This is a genomic window from Celerinatantimonas sediminis (assembly GCF_046054195.1).
Taxonomy (GTDB): domain Bacteria; phylum Pseudomonadota; class Gammaproteobacteria; order Enterobacterales; family Celerinatantimonadaceae; genus Celerinatantimonas.
This window is the reverse complement of record NZ_JBEQCS010000005.1, coordinates 220,170-235,596: the sequence shown is the minus strand read 5'-3', so window position 1 is coordinate 235,596 and position 15,427 is coordinate 220,170. Positions and strand designations below refer to the sequence as shown.

General features: G+C 41.0%; 15 protein-coding genes. 12 read left to right on the top strand and 3 right to left on the bottom strand.

The genetic code is table 11. From position 1 onward, the window contains the following. The first annotated feature begins 84 nt into the window (after window positions 1-84). The 9 genes from ABTQ23_RS08530 to ABTQ23_RS08490 all read left to right on the top strand — a co-directional run bounded on the left by ABTQ23_RS08530 (window position 85) and on the right by ABTQ23_RS08490 (window position 7,931). The gene (locus ABTQ23_RS08530) at window positions 85-741 is read left to right on the top strand and encodes a hypothetical protein (protein WP_408615266.1); all 657 of its coding nucleotides are present in this window, start codon (window positions 85-87) and stop codon (window positions 739-741) included. Window positions 742-752: 11 nt separating this feature from the next. Then, window positions 753-1,754: an SEL1-like repeat protein gene (locus ABTQ23_RS08525; protein ID WP_408615265.1), complete on the top strand. Its 1,002-nt coding sequence runs from the start codon at window positions 753-755 to the stop codon at window positions 1,752-1,754. 51 nt (window positions 1,755-1,805) lie between these two features. After that, a complete protein-coding gene (locus tag ABTQ23_RS08520) occupies window positions 1,806-1,973 on the top strand; it encodes a hypothetical protein (RefSeq protein ID WP_408615264.1) in 168 nt (55 codons plus the stop codon). Beyond that, window positions 1,960-2,928, top strand: a complete 969-nt coding sequence (locus ABTQ23_RS08515; protein ID WP_408615263.1) for a hypothetical protein — start codon at window positions 1,960-1,962, stop codon at window positions 2,926-2,928. The genes ABTQ23_RS08520 and ABTQ23_RS08515 overlap by 14 nt, the downstream gene beginning before the upstream one ends. Then, complete coding sequence (locus tag ABTQ23_RS08510) at window positions 2,921-3,874, top strand: SEL1-like repeat protein (RefSeq protein WP_408615262.1); 954 nt, start codon at window positions 2,921-2,923, stop codon at window positions 3,872-3,874. Before ABTQ23_RS08515 ends, ABTQ23_RS08510 begins: the two co-directional genes overlap by 8 nt. A gap of 11 nt (window positions 3,875-3,885) precedes the next feature. After that, window positions 3,886-4,701: a hypothetical protein gene (locus tag ABTQ23_RS08505; RefSeq protein ID WP_408615261.1), complete on the top strand. Its 816-nt coding sequence runs from the start codon at window positions 3,886-3,888 to the stop codon at window positions 4,699-4,701. Between the two features lie 159 nt (window positions 4,702-4,860). Next, complete coding sequence (locus tag ABTQ23_RS08500; RefSeq protein WP_408615260.1) at window positions 4,861-5,868, top strand: hypothetical protein; 1,008 nt, start codon at window positions 4,861-4,863, stop codon at window positions 5,866-5,868. 96 nt (window positions 5,869-5,964) lie between these two features. Next, complete coding sequence (locus ABTQ23_RS08495; protein WP_408615259.1) at window positions 5,965-6,900, top strand: SEL1-like repeat protein; 936 nt, start codon at window positions 5,965-5,967, stop codon at window positions 6,898-6,900. Window positions 6,901-7,001: 101 nt separating this feature from the next. After that, window positions 7,002-7,931, top strand: coding sequence for an SEL1-like repeat protein (locus ABTQ23_RS08490; protein WP_408615258.1), 930 nt, complete (start codon window positions 7,002-7,004; stop codon window positions 7,929-7,931). A 271-nt stretch (window positions 7,932-8,202) separates the two neighbouring features. Here ABTQ23_RS08490 and pgi read toward each other — a convergent pair whose 3' ends face one another. Continuing rightward, window positions 8,203-9,855, bottom strand: coding sequence for a glucose-6-phosphate isomerase (gene pgi / locus ABTQ23_RS08485; protein WP_408615257.1), 1,653 nt, complete (start codon window positions 9,853-9,855; stop codon window positions 8,203-8,205). Window positions 9,856-10,146: 291 nt separating this feature from the next. Here pgi and ABTQ23_RS08480 point away from each other — a divergent pair, with 291 nt between their 5' ends. From ABTQ23_RS08480 to ABTQ23_RS08470, 3 genes are all read left to right on the top strand, one after another. Then, window positions 10,147-10,413 carry a YihD family protein gene (locus ABTQ23_RS08480; RefSeq protein WP_408615282.1) on the top strand — a complete coding sequence of 89 codons (267 nt, stop codon included), beginning with the start codon at window positions 10,147-10,149 and terminating at the stop codon, window positions 10,411-10,413. Window positions 10,414-10,686: 273 nt separating this feature from the next. Then, complete coding sequence (locus tag ABTQ23_RS08475; protein ID WP_408615256.1) at window positions 10,687-11,655, top strand: serine/threonine protein kinase; 969 nt, start codon at window positions 10,687-10,689, stop codon at window positions 11,653-11,655. 82 nt (window positions 11,656-11,737) lie between these two features. Continuing rightward, entirely contained in the window at window positions 11,738-12,343 is a 606-nt protein-coding gene (locus ABTQ23_RS08470) for a thiol:disulfide interchange protein DsbA/DsbL (RefSeq protein ID WP_408615255.1), read from the top strand. Between the two features lie 77 nt (window positions 12,344-12,420). On the opposite strand, the gene ABTQ23_RS08465 is transcribed toward ABTQ23_RS08470, so the two are convergent. After that, window positions 12,421-13,260, bottom strand: a complete 840-nt coding sequence (locus ABTQ23_RS08465) for an alpha/beta hydrolase (RefSeq protein WP_408615254.1) — start codon at window positions 13,258-13,260, stop codon at window positions 12,421-12,423. Window positions 13,261-13,385: 125 nt separating this feature from the next. After that, window positions 13,386-15,398 (bottom strand): methyl-accepting chemotaxis protein, encoded by a 2,013-nt coding sequence (locus ABTQ23_RS08460; RefSeq protein WP_408615253.1) that lies wholly within the window; start codon window positions 15,396-15,398, stop codon window positions 13,386-13,388. Window positions 15,399-15,427: the final 29 nt, after the last annotated feature.

The window sequence follows — 15,427 nt, the reverse complement described above, 5'->3', positions numbered from 1 at the left end:
AATCTGCCACCGGCGGCTTACCGAAAACAACTGGGAAACTCTACTTTAGAACTGTCTCATTAATGGGGAAGTGGACACCATGCCATGTATTGGCTGGGCAATACCTATCAGTTAGAAGGGAGGATGAAACGGTTGGATGCAGGGTGGATTTTTCTAAAAGCCGCTAAAATGGGTGACCCTTGGGCGATGTATCGTCTTTACTCCAAAAACCCGTATTCTCTTTGTACGGTCTGGCCATGTGATTCAAAATGGGATAGTAAGGCTGCAGCAATTTGGGAAAAACAATCAGATGCGTTTAACCATGGGGCGGAGTATGCTGCTTTTAGAATTCTACACACGAATATAGATAACAAGTATAAATATATACAAGAGGTTGCTAAAAATGGAAATTCAGAAGCAGAATACTATTCTGCATTTGCATATAAAAAATTTAGTATTGATTTCTTAAATAAAATGAAAGAATCTGTTAAAAATGGATATTCAAAATCGGCATTTTATGTATTTTATACTTATAAAATAAACCATGAATATAAAAAAGCATATTTTTATGGTTTATTAGGAGAATACCTTGGAGATAATGGCAATAATGTAGATCCATTTCATGAACATTGGATAAATAATTTTTCAGAAGAAGAAAAGATGAAAATTAAACAACAGGTTGATAAATATATAAAAGAAAATAATATTAAACCAAGTAAAAACTATAGCGAATTTAGTGAAGAGTTCTTTGGTATTTATTAGCCTCTATTTTAATGTCTAATTTTATTAAGAAAATAAAAAGAGCTGTCATTCAGTTCCTTTTTATATCTGCTTATCTTCTCTTCATCTTATTAATTCCCTTCCGAGCTTGTGCCTCTGTTGATGCTGGCTTAGATGCGCTAAACCATCATGAATTTGCCAAAGCAGAAAAGATTTTTGCTGATCAGGCCGATAAAGGTGATGCCCATGCCATGTATTGGCTGGGCAATACCTACCAGTTAGAAGGTGGCATGAAACGACTGGATGCAGGGAGAATTCTGTTGAAAGCCGCAAAGATGGGAGATCCCTGGGCAATGAGTCGCTTAGATCCGGATAATGGGCTCTCTCTTTGTACCGTCTGGCCTTGTAACTCCAAATGGAAAAGTAAAGCTGTAGAAGGTTGGGAGAAATTATCAAAGCAAGGCAATGGTAAAGCGACATTTGCCTTAATGTTTCATAAAGAAGATACTTATTGGTATCGGGTTACAAAATGGTTGCCTGGTATGGGGCAAGAAAAGCTCAATGAAATGGCGCTTAAATCTCTCAAACAAGGCTACCAAGGTGCATCTATCTATTTATTTAATCATAGTAAATCTGAAAAATTAAAGTATCTTTTACTCTCAGCTAATAAAGGATTTATTCCTACGTATAGCTTACTAGCTACCTTTTATAAGAAACAAAATAACCTTTGTGCAATGAAAAAATATAGAAAAATGGCTATCGAATCAGGAGATAAAAAATTTATAAAAGATCTATTTTACTCATATTTTGAAGGGTGGGGGTATAAAAAAGATTATAACAAAGCTTATTATTATGGAAAAATAATTTCTTTTTATGGTGATGAATTGTCCAATGTCTTTCGTAAAGATGGACTTGAAAATTATAGGCTAGAGACAAAAGTAGTAAATGTTAAAAAACAAATTTATATAAAGAAAGCAAAAGAATTTGTTCATTCTCATCCGCCTTATCATTATTATGATGAATATTCTTTCCCGTTTGATGTAATGGACTTTTAATTTGTAATAATCAGGGGATACATATTTCCTAGGTGCTTATTAAAAACATTCATGCAATCTCGATACTTAAAAATAACCGCTCTATTGTGCTTTGCTATTAGTTTCCCGCTACAAGCCAAGCTTGCTATCCATGATGGGCTTGATGCCCTGTGGTATCTCCACTATCAAAAAGCTGAACAAATATTTCGTCAACTCGGTGATGAGTATGTATGGTTCTAAAAGTTACACTAGTCAAAAAGTCACTCTTCAAAAACCCACTAAACCCAAGGGAATTTTTAAAAAGTTGTTGTCGACCGGGCAAACGACTTTACCGTATATCCAACCAGACGAGCAGATCCCAGAGCCATTGCTGAAGGAGTTCTCCCCACAGCAATGGCGAGAAGGCTTTGAGTCTACCGACAAAGAGCTGCGTTACAATTGGAACGAACAATTTATTCAAATCTATATCCCACAGCTATGGGGGCGGTTGTATTTACTTCTGGCTGCATTTGCAAAAGTGATTGTGTTGTATTTTTCTTTTGCGGCAATCTTTTCATTTTTGGTTGTTTTCATTAAATCTGATTATGATTGGGTCATTACAGCAAGAGCAGTCTATATTTATCTTGAATGGCTTTTCCTGCCTAGTGCCCTGATTTGGTTACAATTTGAACTCTCGACACGATTTTGTACTAATCCCTGGTTCTTAAAGCCACGTTTGTACTTTGAGCTCAATCGTCAAAATGGTCTGGTGACATTATATGGTCGCTTTCGGCGAGTCCGATTCCAACATCCATTTATTGAATTTGACTGTGTGCTGACCTCAGCGCCTTATTCTCAGGGGCTGATTCGATATGGATTAATGTTGGTTCATAGGTACCAAGGCTACCGAATGGGCGTTCCGCTCTCGGTGATGCTCCCGGGCGGGAGTCAGGCTCGCGGAGAATATGTTCGGTTGTGGAATTTTGTTCTGAGCTACATGGATGTGAGTCGTCCCTTGCCAGATACATTAGCGTTGGAGATGAGTCGCCCGGAAGACCCAACGACTGCAGCTGAAGACAGCCAAACGGGGCGGCCTGCACGTTACTGGCGGGATATGGACGAAGCGACGTTTAAAGTGGAAGTCGCTCAGCGAGTGCAGCGACACCGAGAGCGTATTGGTGAAGGACCATTGAACATTTTTGAATCCATTGAATAAAATTCAGGTATTGATGACCAAACGATTTCTGCATGTCTTTCTTATTCTGGCATTGCTCAGTGAAACCGCTCAGGGCGGAGTTGTGCAAGCAGGTTTGGCAGCCCTTAACCAGGGGAATGAAACGCAAGCTGAGCAGTACTTTGAGCAAGGTGCTGCTCAGGGCAATGCCCATGCTATGTATTGGTTGGGGAATACCTACCAGTTAGAAGGGGGCATAAAACGGTTGGATGCCGGGCGAATTCTACTCAAGGCTGCCCAAATGGGTGATCCTTGGGCGATGAACCGTCTTGATCCAAGTAATAACGAATCGCCTTGTAGCATGTTTGGCTGGCCTTGTGATTCAAAATGGCTGGATAAAGCGTTAGCGACTTGGAAAAAACAAGCCGAGCAAGGTGACGGTAATGCGGAACTTGCGCTTCTATTACGTGATCGGCCTTGGTATATGCGTTTTATCCCTGTGTTGGGGAAAAAAATGTATGCAGATAAGCTAGTTGATGCATTTAGTCATGGCTCAGATTATGCTGCATTCAAAATTTTACATACTGATATTAAAGATAAATACACATATATAAAAAAAGTTGCACTTAAAGGCAATTGTCGAGCGATATTTAGTTATGGTGTCAGTTTGAATGACCAAAAAACACAGTATTTAGATTGGATGCGAGATGCCGCTAAATGTGGATATAGTCGTGGGGCTGAATATGCTCTTATCTTTTATGAATCTAATCAAGATTATGAGAAAGCATATTTTTATGGTGTACTAGGAGTGTATCTAGGCAATGATCCCACTTTAACAGACCCCCATATAGAATCTTGGATAAAAAATATATCGATACAAGATAGAGAAAATATACAAAAAAGAGCTAATTCTTATATAAAAAATAATAATATTATGTCAACTAAAAACTATAGCGAATTTAGTGAAGAGTTCTTTGGTATTTATTAGCCGCTATTTTAATGTCTAATTTTATTAAGAATGAGAAAGGAGCTGTAATCCCGTTCCTTTTTATATCTGCGTATCTTCTCTTCATCTTATTAATTCCCTTCAGAGCTTGTGCTTCTGTTGATGCTGGCTTAGATGCGTTAAGCCATCATGAATTAGCCAAAGCAGAAAAGATTTTTGCCGAGCAGGCGGATAAAGGCGATGTACATGCTCGATATTGGCAGGCTAACGCGATGTTTCTGCAGCGAGGGGAAAAGGCGTTTGCCGCAGGGCAAATTATGTTACAAGCGGCTAAAAAAGGCGACCCATGGGCAATGAACCGTCTTGCTCCAAGTAATAATGAATCGCCTTGCGGAATGTTTGGCTGGCCTTGTGATTCCAAATGGCTGGATAAAGCGTTAGCGATTTGGAAAAAACAAGCTGAGCAAGGTGATGGTAATGCGGAGCTTGCGCTTCTATTGCGTGACCGACCTTGGTATACAAAATATATTCCAATATTAAGTAAAAAATTATACGCAAATAAAGTCATAGACTCATTTCATCATGGCTCAGATTATGCCGCTTTGAAAAGTTTCAATATGGATCTAGATAACTCTGAAAATTATATAAAAGAATTAGCGGATAAAGGTAACTGTGAGGCCATGTTTGATTATGGAGTTCTTTTTGATGAGAAAAGCTCGAAATATTTAGATTGGATGAATAAAGCTTCGATATGTGGCAATGGGAAAGCTGCACTTTATTCCAGAATCGCATATAAGAAGCAAAAAAAATATAAAAAAAGCATATTTTTATTTAGCAAAATATCTTGGCGATCTGACGGCATCGATTGATCCTCGATGGGATAAATGGGTCAATAGCCTTTCTAAGAAAGATAGAGAGAATATAAAAAAATCTGTAGATACTTATATAAAAGAAAATAATATTAAGCCAACTAAAAATTATAGTGAATTTAGTGAAGAATTTTTCGGTATTTATTAGCCTCTATTTTAATGTTAAATTTTATTAAGAAAATAAAAGGAGCTGTCATTCAGTTTCTTTTCCTAGCCATGGCACTTGTCTTTATTTTAGCAACTTCGTTTAGAACACTTGCCTCTGTTGACTCAGGGCTAGATGCGCTAAACCATCATGAATTTGCCAAAGCAGAAAAGATTTTTGATGAGCAGGCCAATAAAGGTGATGCCCATGCCATGTATTGGCTAGGCAATACCTATCAATTAGAGGGCGGTATGAAACGACTAGATGCCGGGCGAATTCTGTTGAAAGCTGCAAAGATGGGTGATCCCTGGGCGATGTATCGCCTTTATACTAAAAATCCATATTCTCTTTGTACTGTCTGGCCATGTGATTCAAAATGGGACGGTAAGGCTGCAGCAATTTGGGAGAAACAATCAAAAGAAGGAAATGGTAAAGCAACATTTGCCCTTGCATTACGTAAAGAAAGAACCTTTTGGTATAATGTCATGAAATGGCTTCCTGGTATGGGGCAAGAAAAACTCAATAAAATGGCGCTTAAAGCCTTTCATCAAGGGTACCTAGGGGCATCCTATTATATAGCAAATCATTCGACACCTCATGACTTCAAATATATCATTCAAGCTGCAGGCGCTGGTTTTATCCCTGCATATCGGGTGTTAACTATACATTATAAGAAAATAGTTAATATTAAACTCGCAGAAAAATATCAGGAAAAGGCCCTCCAATCAGGTGAGACTGATTTTATAAGTTTATTATTCCATGAGCATATGCAAGGTGCTCTGGGATATAGTAAAAATCCTGAAAAAGCTTATTACTATGGCAAAATTGCATCATTATATGGTGAAGATGTATCAGGATTTTTTAGAGCAGATAAGACTTCTAAAGACTTTAGTTTATCGACAAAGGTCGCAAAAGATAAGCAAATTATATTCACCCAAAAAGCAAAAGAATTTGTTCGCACCCACCCCCCATATCACTATTATGATGAGTTTTCTTTCCCATTTTATGCAATGAGGTTTTAATTGGTTGTAGTCAAGGTATACACATTTCCTATCTGCTTATTAAAAACGTTCATGCGATCTCGATACTTTAAAATAATTTCTCTATTGTGCTTTGCTATGAGTTTCCCACTACAAGCCAAGCCCACTATTCACGATGGACTTGATGCCCTGTGGCATCATCACTACCAAAAAGCTGAACAGGTGTTTCAAAAGCTTGGAGAACAAGGAAATGCCCATGCCATGTATTGGCTGGGCAATACCTACCAGTTAGAGGGGAGGATGAAACGGTTGGATGCCGGGCGAATTCTGTTGAAAGCCGCAAAAATGGGTGACCCTTGGGCGATGTATCGTCTTTACTCTAAAAACCCGTATTCACTTTGTACGGTCTGGCCATGTGATTCAAAATGGGACAGTAAGGCTGCAGCAATTTGGGAAAGACAATCCAAACAAGGCAACGGAAAGGCGACATTTGCCCTCGCATTACGTAAAGACAGAACCTTTTGGTATAATGTCACAAAATGGCTCCCTGGTCTGGGGCAAGAGAGGCTAAATAAAATGGCGCTTACAGCTTTCCATCAGGGGTATCAAGGCGCTTCATTTTATTTATTTAACAACTCTAAATTTCATGATTTAAAATATTTTCAACAGGCAGCTAATAATAATTTTATTCCAGCATATGGACAATTAGCTATATTCTACCGAAAGGGGAAAAAAATTAATTTAATGAAAATATATAGAGAAAAAGCTATTGAATCAGGTGATGTTGGATTTATAAATTACCTTTTTGAAGTATACTTGCAAGGGCTAAATGGATATAATAAAGACTATAAAAAAGCATATTTTTATGGAAAAATATTGTCATATTATGGCAAAAATCTATCTAATTTCTTTACTAAAGATGGTTTTAAGCAATATAGATTAAACGCAAAGATTACTAATGATACAAAACTTTTATTGACCCAAAAAGCAAAGGCCTTTTTTTATAATCATCCTCCCTATCATTACTACGATGAGTTTTCTTTACCATTTTATGCTATAAATTTCAACCAATAGAGTTAAATATTCTATGTATAGCCTAATGAAAAATTTCATCTAATTTTAAAAATTTAATGCAATCCCGATACTTATTCATAGCTATCTTATTATGTATTGGCATGAGCTTCCCGCTTCAGGCAATGCCTTCCATCCATGATGGGCTTGACGCCCTGTGGCATCACCATTACCAAAAAGCTGAACAGGTGTTTCAAAAGCTTGGAGAACAAGGAAATGCCCATGCCATGTATTGGCTGGGCAATACCTATCAGTTAGAAGGTGGCATGAAACGACTAGATGCTGGGAGAATACTATTGAAAGCCGCAAAAATGGGTGACCCATGGGCTATGGACCGATTAGACCCAGATAATGCTTTTCCCTTTTGTTCTTTTTGGCCCTGTGATTCTAAATGGAAGGGTAAAGCATTAGAGAGTTGGGAGAAATTGTCGAAAAAAGGTAATGGCAAAGCAACATTCGCTTTATTACTTCACAAAGAAGATAGCTATTGGTATCGACTTACGAAGTGGTTACCTAGTATGGGCCAAGAAAAATTAAATAAAATGGCAATAAAATCATTTAATCAGGGCTATCAAGGTTCAGCTGTTTATCTATTTAAAAATGACAAGTCTAAAAAATTGAAATATATTACGCAGTCAGCTAATAATGGTTTTGTTCCAGCATATAGTCTTTTATCTACATATTACGAGTCCAAGAAAAATGTGAAGTTAATGAATAAATATAAAAAACTCGCTGTTCAGTCAGGTGATAGAGATTTTATAAAATATCTTTTTGTATCTTATATTCGGGGGTGGGGTGAATATGATAAAAATATTGATAAAGCCTATTATTATGGTTCAATTATTTCACTCTACGGTGAGGATTTGTCTATTTTTTTTAATAAAAATGGTTCTCAAAAATATAGATTAAACACAAAAATAAGCAGTGCAAAAAAAAATCTCCTCTATAAAAAGGCAAAAGAGTTTTTCATAACCCACCCACCTTACTACTATTATGATGAATTTCATCAGCCATTTGGATTAATGAATTTCTAATAAAAAGTTTAAGTTTGGTTTAACACTAAAATATCTTTATATAAGGTTACTCTTAGTTATCAATATAAATACCCTATAACCATCAAAAATGGCAACCCTATTTTGTTTCGCTCCCATCTTGCTTCCCACTACAAGCCAAGCTCGCTATCCATGATGGGCTTGATGCTCTGTGGTAGCAAGAGATTAACGGCTTTTTCTTGGTCTTTTTCGTACGTATAAAAAAGCCTGCCGTTTGGCAGGCTCAGATAGCGATATTATTTAAGCAGTGTGCTTAACGCCATTTTTTAAAGGTATTGATCAAGCCGTTTGTAGAGCTGTCGTGGCTGGTGACGGTTGCATCATCGCCCAGTTCCGGCAGAATTTTATTAGCCAGTTGTTTACCCAGCTCAACACCCCATTGGTCAAAGGTAAAGATATTCCAGATAACCCCTTGAACAAAGATTTTGTGCTCATACATCGCGATAAGAGAACCTAATGAGCGCGGTGTAATTTTCTGCATCAGAATCGAGTTGGTTGGGCGGTTGCCTTGGAAAACTTTAAATGGAACCAGCTGTTCGATTTCATCGGCCGCTTTGCCTTGGGCAACAAATTCTGCGCGAACGGTGTCTGCATCTTTACCAAACGCCAGTGCTTCGGTTTGTGCAAAGAAGTTAGACAACAGTTTCTGGTGATGATCGCCCAGTGGGTTATGGGTTTGTGCTGGTGCGATAAAGTCGGCAGGGATAAGTTTTGTGCCTTGGTGAATCAACTGATAGAACGCATGCTGGCCGTTGGTGCCTGCTTCACCCCAGATGATAGGACCCGTTTGGTAATCAACTGGATTGCCGTTGCGATCCACGTATTTACCGTTTGATTCCATATCACCTTGCTGGAAGTAGGCAGGGAAACGGTGCATGTATTGGTCATAAGGCAGCAGGGCAACAGTTTGTGCACCAAAGAAGTTGTTGTACCAGATCCCGATTAAGCCCAACAGTGCAGGCAGGTTTTTCTCAATAGGTGTGCTGACAAAATGTTGGTCCATTTCGTGGGCACCTGCGAGCAATTCTTCAAAGTTGTCGAAGCCGATGCTAAGCGCGATAGACAAACCAATCGCTGACCATGAAGAGTAACGACCACCGACCCAGTCCCAGAATTCGAACATATTGTCGGTATCAATGCCAAATTCACTCACTGCTTTGGCATTGGTTGATAGCGCGGCAAAGTGTTTAGCAACAAATGCTTCGTCTTTGGCGCTGGCTAAGAACCAGTCGCGAGCACTGTGCGCGTTGGTCATGGTTTCTTGAGTGGTGAAAGTTTTCGATGCAACTAGAAACAACGTGGTTTCTGGATCGAGTTTTTTCAGTGTTTCAGCAATGTGAGTGCCATCGACGTTTGATACGAAATAGCTATCAATGTTGGCTTTTTTATAAGGTTTTAGGGCTTCGGTAATCATTACCGGGCCTAAATCTGAGCCGCCGATACCAATATTCACAACGCTGCGAATTGCTTTGCCTGTGTAGCCTGTCCATTCACCGCTGTGGATTTTTGCACAGAATGCTTTCATTTTTTCAAGAACAGCATTGACCTGTGGCATCACATCCTGGCCATCTACATAGACAGGAGTATTGGAGCGGTTACGCAGTGCAGTGTGCAGTACGGCGCGGTCTTCTGTGCGGTTAATTTTTTCACCGCTGAACATCGCTTTAGTTGCTTCGTCAAGCTTACACTGTTTAGCAAGATTAAATAATTTGCTTAGCGTTTCATCCGTAATCAGGTTTTTCGAGTAATCCAGAAGAATTTGATCATTAAAGCAGGCAGTGTATTTATCAAAACGGTTCGGGTCATTTGCAAAGAGCTCTTTAAGAGTGGTCTTTTTCATGGCTTTGAAGTGCGCTTCAAGCTCTTGCCACGCTGCCGTTTGGGTAGGGTTTATTTTTTCTAACATACTTTTCATCCCCAAATTGATGGTGAATATCGAATGAATAAACATGAGTGCTGCGATTTTTCGTAAAAAAATGCAACATTTATAAGATCAGTGTTTGTCCATCATAGAATAATTAGCTTTATGCTTCATCCGTTATCTTTGAATGCCCGTCGATTGAGCAATGTATAACGGTGGCGTAGATGAGTTATCATACCTTAATTAAGTGGGATAGTTCACAGAATCGATTGCTTCGCTGTTCACAATCCCCTACACTTTGTAATGATTATGTAACGTGTATGCTAAGGAGTAATGATGCAGTGCCATCGTATAGAAGAACTCATTGAGTTGTTGACCCCTGTTTGGCTACAGCATCAGGAGTTAAACCTGACTGAAATGCTCACGCAGATTGCCAAAGAAGCAGGTTTTACCGGTCCGCTGGCAGAGCTCAGCGATGATATGCTGATTTACCAGTTAAAAATGAAAGAAACCGGTGAAGGTAAAGCCATTCCTGGATTACAAAAAGATTACGAAGAAGATTTTAAAACTGCGATTTTAAAAGCTCGCGGAATTATCAAATAAAATTAGGGGTTGTTGATCTTTTGTGATTGAAGTTTGTTTAAATTGAATGCGCCACAGCCTGCGTTTAAATGAACCTAAAGGGCAGTATCTGAGGCCGATTTATTCGGCGTTAAACGGGATTTGTGGTCCATAACTACATTACACCAATAATGTTTATCTGGCCCAAATCCCTCTTTGATTGGCGCAAAACGAATCATAAAAGATCAACAACCTCTAGCAGAAGATGCGCTTGAGTCTGCTATCATGGGGTATGGTTTGCCCGGATAAGCGATTATGGCGCAATTTAATTTTTCTCATCTAACCCCTGACTGCCAACTTGATGCATTGGAATCAGTGGGGATTTTCCCGCAAAGTGGTTTGCTGGCCTTAAACAGCTATGAAAACCGGGTTTATCAGTTCCTCGCCGACGACAATAAGCGTTATGTGGTCAAGTTTTATCGACCTAACCGACTTACGGATGCGCAAATTCTTGAAGATCACCGATTCTGTGAACAGTTAGTTGAAGCTGAAGTGCCGATTGTGGCACCGCTTAATATCAATGGCCAAACATTATTGCACTGGCAAGATGTGCGCTTTGCGCTATTTAATAGCGTGGGCGGGCGCAGTTTCGAGGTGGATAATTTAGACCAACTGGCCCAGGTGGGTCGCTATTTGGGGCGGTTACATCAGGTCGGTGCGCAAGAGCCGTTTCAGGTTCGTCCAACGCTTAATATCGACGATTTTATTGAACGTCCTCTAGCTCTATTGCAAAGCTGGCTACCGGATTCGATTAAACGTGCCTTTTTCGCGATAGCTGAGCAAGTGCGCGATGAAGTGAAAAGCCAATATCATCCCAGTGAATTAATTCGTCTGCACGGTGATTGTCATCCGGGTAATATTTTATGGCTTGATGGACCAAAGCTGTTGGATTTAGACGATGCGCGGATGGGGCCTGCTGTTCAGGATATCTGGATGTTGTTAAGTGGTGAGCGCCAAGAGCGGCTAATTCAGTTAGATACGGTTTTAGAAGGGTATGAAGAGTTTGCCCATTTCCCGGATAAAGAGCTCAAATGGATTGAGCCACTGCGAGCAATGCGGATGATCCACTACATGGGCTGGCTGGCTAAACGCTGGGAAGATGGCGCATTTCAGCGAGCGTTTCCTTGGTTTAACTCGCAGCAGTATTGGGAAAACCAAATTTTAGCGCTCAAAGAGCAACTCTCGGCACTGCGCGAGGCGCCATTATCACGCGTATTGTATTAATCTTTACCTTTAAGCAAGCGTTGATTTGGCTTTTATAACCCCGTAAGCTAAACGACAGCCTTAAATTGACTTGGATTTTTTCATGAAAAAACTGTGTGTTCTGATTTTTGCTCTGATGTTGCCGATGGTCGCTAGTGCCCAGGCCTTTGTTGAAGGGCAAAACTACCAAGTAGTTCGCCAGCAAGCAACGGCAAAACCGCAGGTGACTGAGTTTTTCTCTCTGTATTGTCCTCACTGTTATGCTTTTGAACAGATTTTTGAAAAAATGGAAAAAAGCATGCCGGATGTGGCCTTTAAACGGGTGCATGTGGCCTTTTTAGGTGGTGACATGGGCGAAGAGATGGTGCGAGCTTATGCTGTGGCAGAAGTGCTCGGTGTGAATAAAAAAATGGTGCCAGCCTTTTTTGATGCGATTCATGTCAAACATACGCCGATTACTAGTCGCAACGATATTCGCCAGATTTTTATCGATAACGGCATCGCCTCTGGTGAAGAGTTCGATAGCGCTGTGAACAGCTTTGCTGTGAATGGGTTAGTCGCACAGATGAATAAATCGGTTGAAGATTACCAAATTCAGGGTGTTCCAACCGTCATCGTTAACGGTAAATACCAAGTGGAGCCAAGTTCAGTCAGTAATGTTGGTGAGTACATTTCACTAGTTAAATATCTTGCGCATAAAAAAGATTAGTTTTTTAGCGTAAGCAAAAAGATGGGCAGGCCAGTGGTCTGCCTTTTTTATAAGGGGTCAGGGCAATAGTCCCTTACTTAAATAAACTGGGCAGAATTAAGCCAGCGTTTGGCAAGCGTTGGCCAAATCCGAACATTGCCCGGTTCACTTTCAGCAAGTCCTAGGCTGTGTTTATTACCGGGAAATAGATGCAGCTCATTTAAAGTATTGACGCTTTGTAAGTGTTGCATCAGCCGAATACTTTGCTGTGCACTCACCGCTGGATCGCCTTGTTCATGAAAGATAAACAGTGGTGGTGTTTTTTCGCTGACCCACTGGGCAAGGTCACAAGCGTGTTGCTGCTCTTTGTCCGGTAGACCATTAAACATCCTTTGGGTTGAAGGTTGATGGGCAAGATCGCTATTCATTGTTGACACCGGATAACCCAAAATTCCCCAGTTGGGACGAGCGTCGTATTGAATCAGTTCATCCTCTAAAGGTGGATATAAGTCTGGCGCTATCGCTAGCTGTAAAGCTAAATGTCCGCCGATAGAAAACCCCATGACCCCAATGGCTTGCGGATTGAGTTGCCAGCGCTGCGCATTATGGCGAACCAGTCGAATTGCCTGGCGAGCGTCATATTGTGGGTCAGGGTAGTGGTTCGGGATAAGCCGATAGTGAACAACAAACGCGTCAATTTGTAGGGTTTGATTGGCCCACTGGGCAATCGCTTTACCTTCTTTTTCCCAAGCTAAGGCTTGCATGCCGCCACCGGGGAAGATAATCACAGCACCATGGCTTGGGTTATATGGGGCAAGAAATGTTTCAAGGTACGGTTGGGAGGTCGCAAAATAGCAGCCATCTTGCAAGTATTCTGGTGACTCATCTGATGGTTGTAGATTGGGCCAAAGCGGTATCGATTTGGCAATATCAGTCATAATTTCAATGTCAGGTCGTTTAAACGTAATTTCATTGTACGCTCAATGAGCTGACTGTTTTAAGTGTAAAACTGACAAAGGCAGCTAAGTGGCTGCCTTTGTTCTTATCATTGACGGTTTATCGGTTATACAAATTCACTGTTTACCTGATGCTGAGCAAACAGATTATTCAGTAGCTGTTTTTGCTCGCTGTTAAGTTCTGTGAACTTCAGGTGATACTGGAAGGTGTTATTTGCCGATTGTGATTGTCCGACTAAATTGGCTTTAATGCGCAGTTTATGGCTCGGATCGTTTGAGTAGTTAAGATAAACATCAATCGGCTCAGAGGCTTTGATCTGTTTAATCTCTTCGGTGGCTAAAAGTTTCGCGCCACCTAAACTGACATCTTCAGTAACCCCTTCAAAACGGATAGAACCTTGTACCAATTCATAGTGCAAACCTGCTTTGAGGCGTGGATGATGGCGTTTATCTTCAGCAATTCGTGACATTGAACGTTTCGTTTTGCCCAAATCAAATTGCGCTAAACTGGTGTTGATATCTTTTGATATTGAAGCCAACTGATCGGCGATGAGCGATGATGCGTGTGATTTTTGCCGGCTTTCATCAAGCGTTTCATACAACTCCATCTGTCGGCTCTTCAATTGGCTTAGCTGGTCAATCTGAGTGCGAGCCTGCTCATCAATTTGCTGTTGGGAATGGCTAACCTGCGCGATTAAGCGGCGCACGGCATCAATACTCTCTTCGGTAAGGTTGGATTTATCCTGACTTTGGGTCACTTTATCTGCAACACTTTGCATACTGGCCACTGCATTGTTAACGCCATCGGTCAGCTCGCCAATCAAAGTGGATATCTCGTTGGTAGAGCTGCCGGTGCGAGCGGCAAGCGTGCGCACTTCGTCGGCAACTACCGCAAAGCCACGGCCTTGCTCACCGGCGCGGGCAGCCTCAATGGCCGCATTGAGTGCCAACAGGTTGGTCTGGTCGGAAATATTGCGAATCGAATCGACAATGCCATACACACTTTCAGCGGTGGCACTTAGGGTCTGAATCACCTCGGAGGCGCGCTGCGTTTCTTGTGCGGTGGAGCGCATCATTTCAATATTATCCGACACCGATTCACTGGCTTGCTGTGATTGCTCAGTGCATTGCTCAACAATCGATGAGGTGGATGCCGCAATTTCACTAAATTGCTGCGAAGCCATACTCAGTTCATCAGAGCTATTAATCATTGATTTGAACTGTATCTGCTCTTCGGCATTGACCTGGCTTATCTCTGCCGATAGTGATGAAACTTGATCGGCAGATAGGTGCACTTGCGATGATGAGGTTTGCATCTGCATCAATGTGTGTTGCAAGTTGGCGCGCAGTTTTTCAAGACTTTGGGCAATGATGCCAGTTTCACTGGTGTTAATAATGGCTGTTAAATCATGGCTTGGTTCTAGTTTACCATCGCTAAAGAGCTTGCTGATTCGTATCAATTTGTCCATCGGTTTGGTAATGCTGGCAATGATCCAGCCGGACATCACAATAGCAATAATAAGGCTGACAATCGCAAGCAGCTCGACATCGACTAACATCCCATCAAGATTATCATTCGTCGTTTCGGTAAACTGCCCAACCGCTTGATTCATCACTGCCATCGCTTGGTGGTTGAGCTGTAAAAAAGTATCTACTTTTTGCTCAAAATCTGGCTGGCCTTTGGCTTGGTGCATCAATTTTGCTGCTTCAAGTTGCTGAGCCCAAAGTTCTTTAACTTTGCTAAGCGTCTTGAGGTAGACCTGATTATGACTGACACTTGGCAGTGTAATCGGTTTGCTCATGCCTAAATCAAGGTAAGTTTGCCCACCGTTTTGCAGCGCATTTAATGAAACTTCATAAAGTTGTTGGGTGTTATCCATACCCAGTGCACTGACGGTTTGCTGATTAGGGGAGCGACTGAGCGCTGCATAGAGCTGCTCGGCTGAGAATTTTTTAGTCAGCATCCGCTGGCGTCCCGCAATATTAATAATTTGGGCGTTGGCCTGATTATCCTGCAGCGAGATCCAAACCAGTGCCACAACAGCCAGCATGGTTAAGGTTAAAACTGTTGCAAGAATTATAAGCTTTGTGCGGATGCTAAGAACTTTCTTTACTTGCATTGCCACCTCCGATGATTACTCATTCAGTA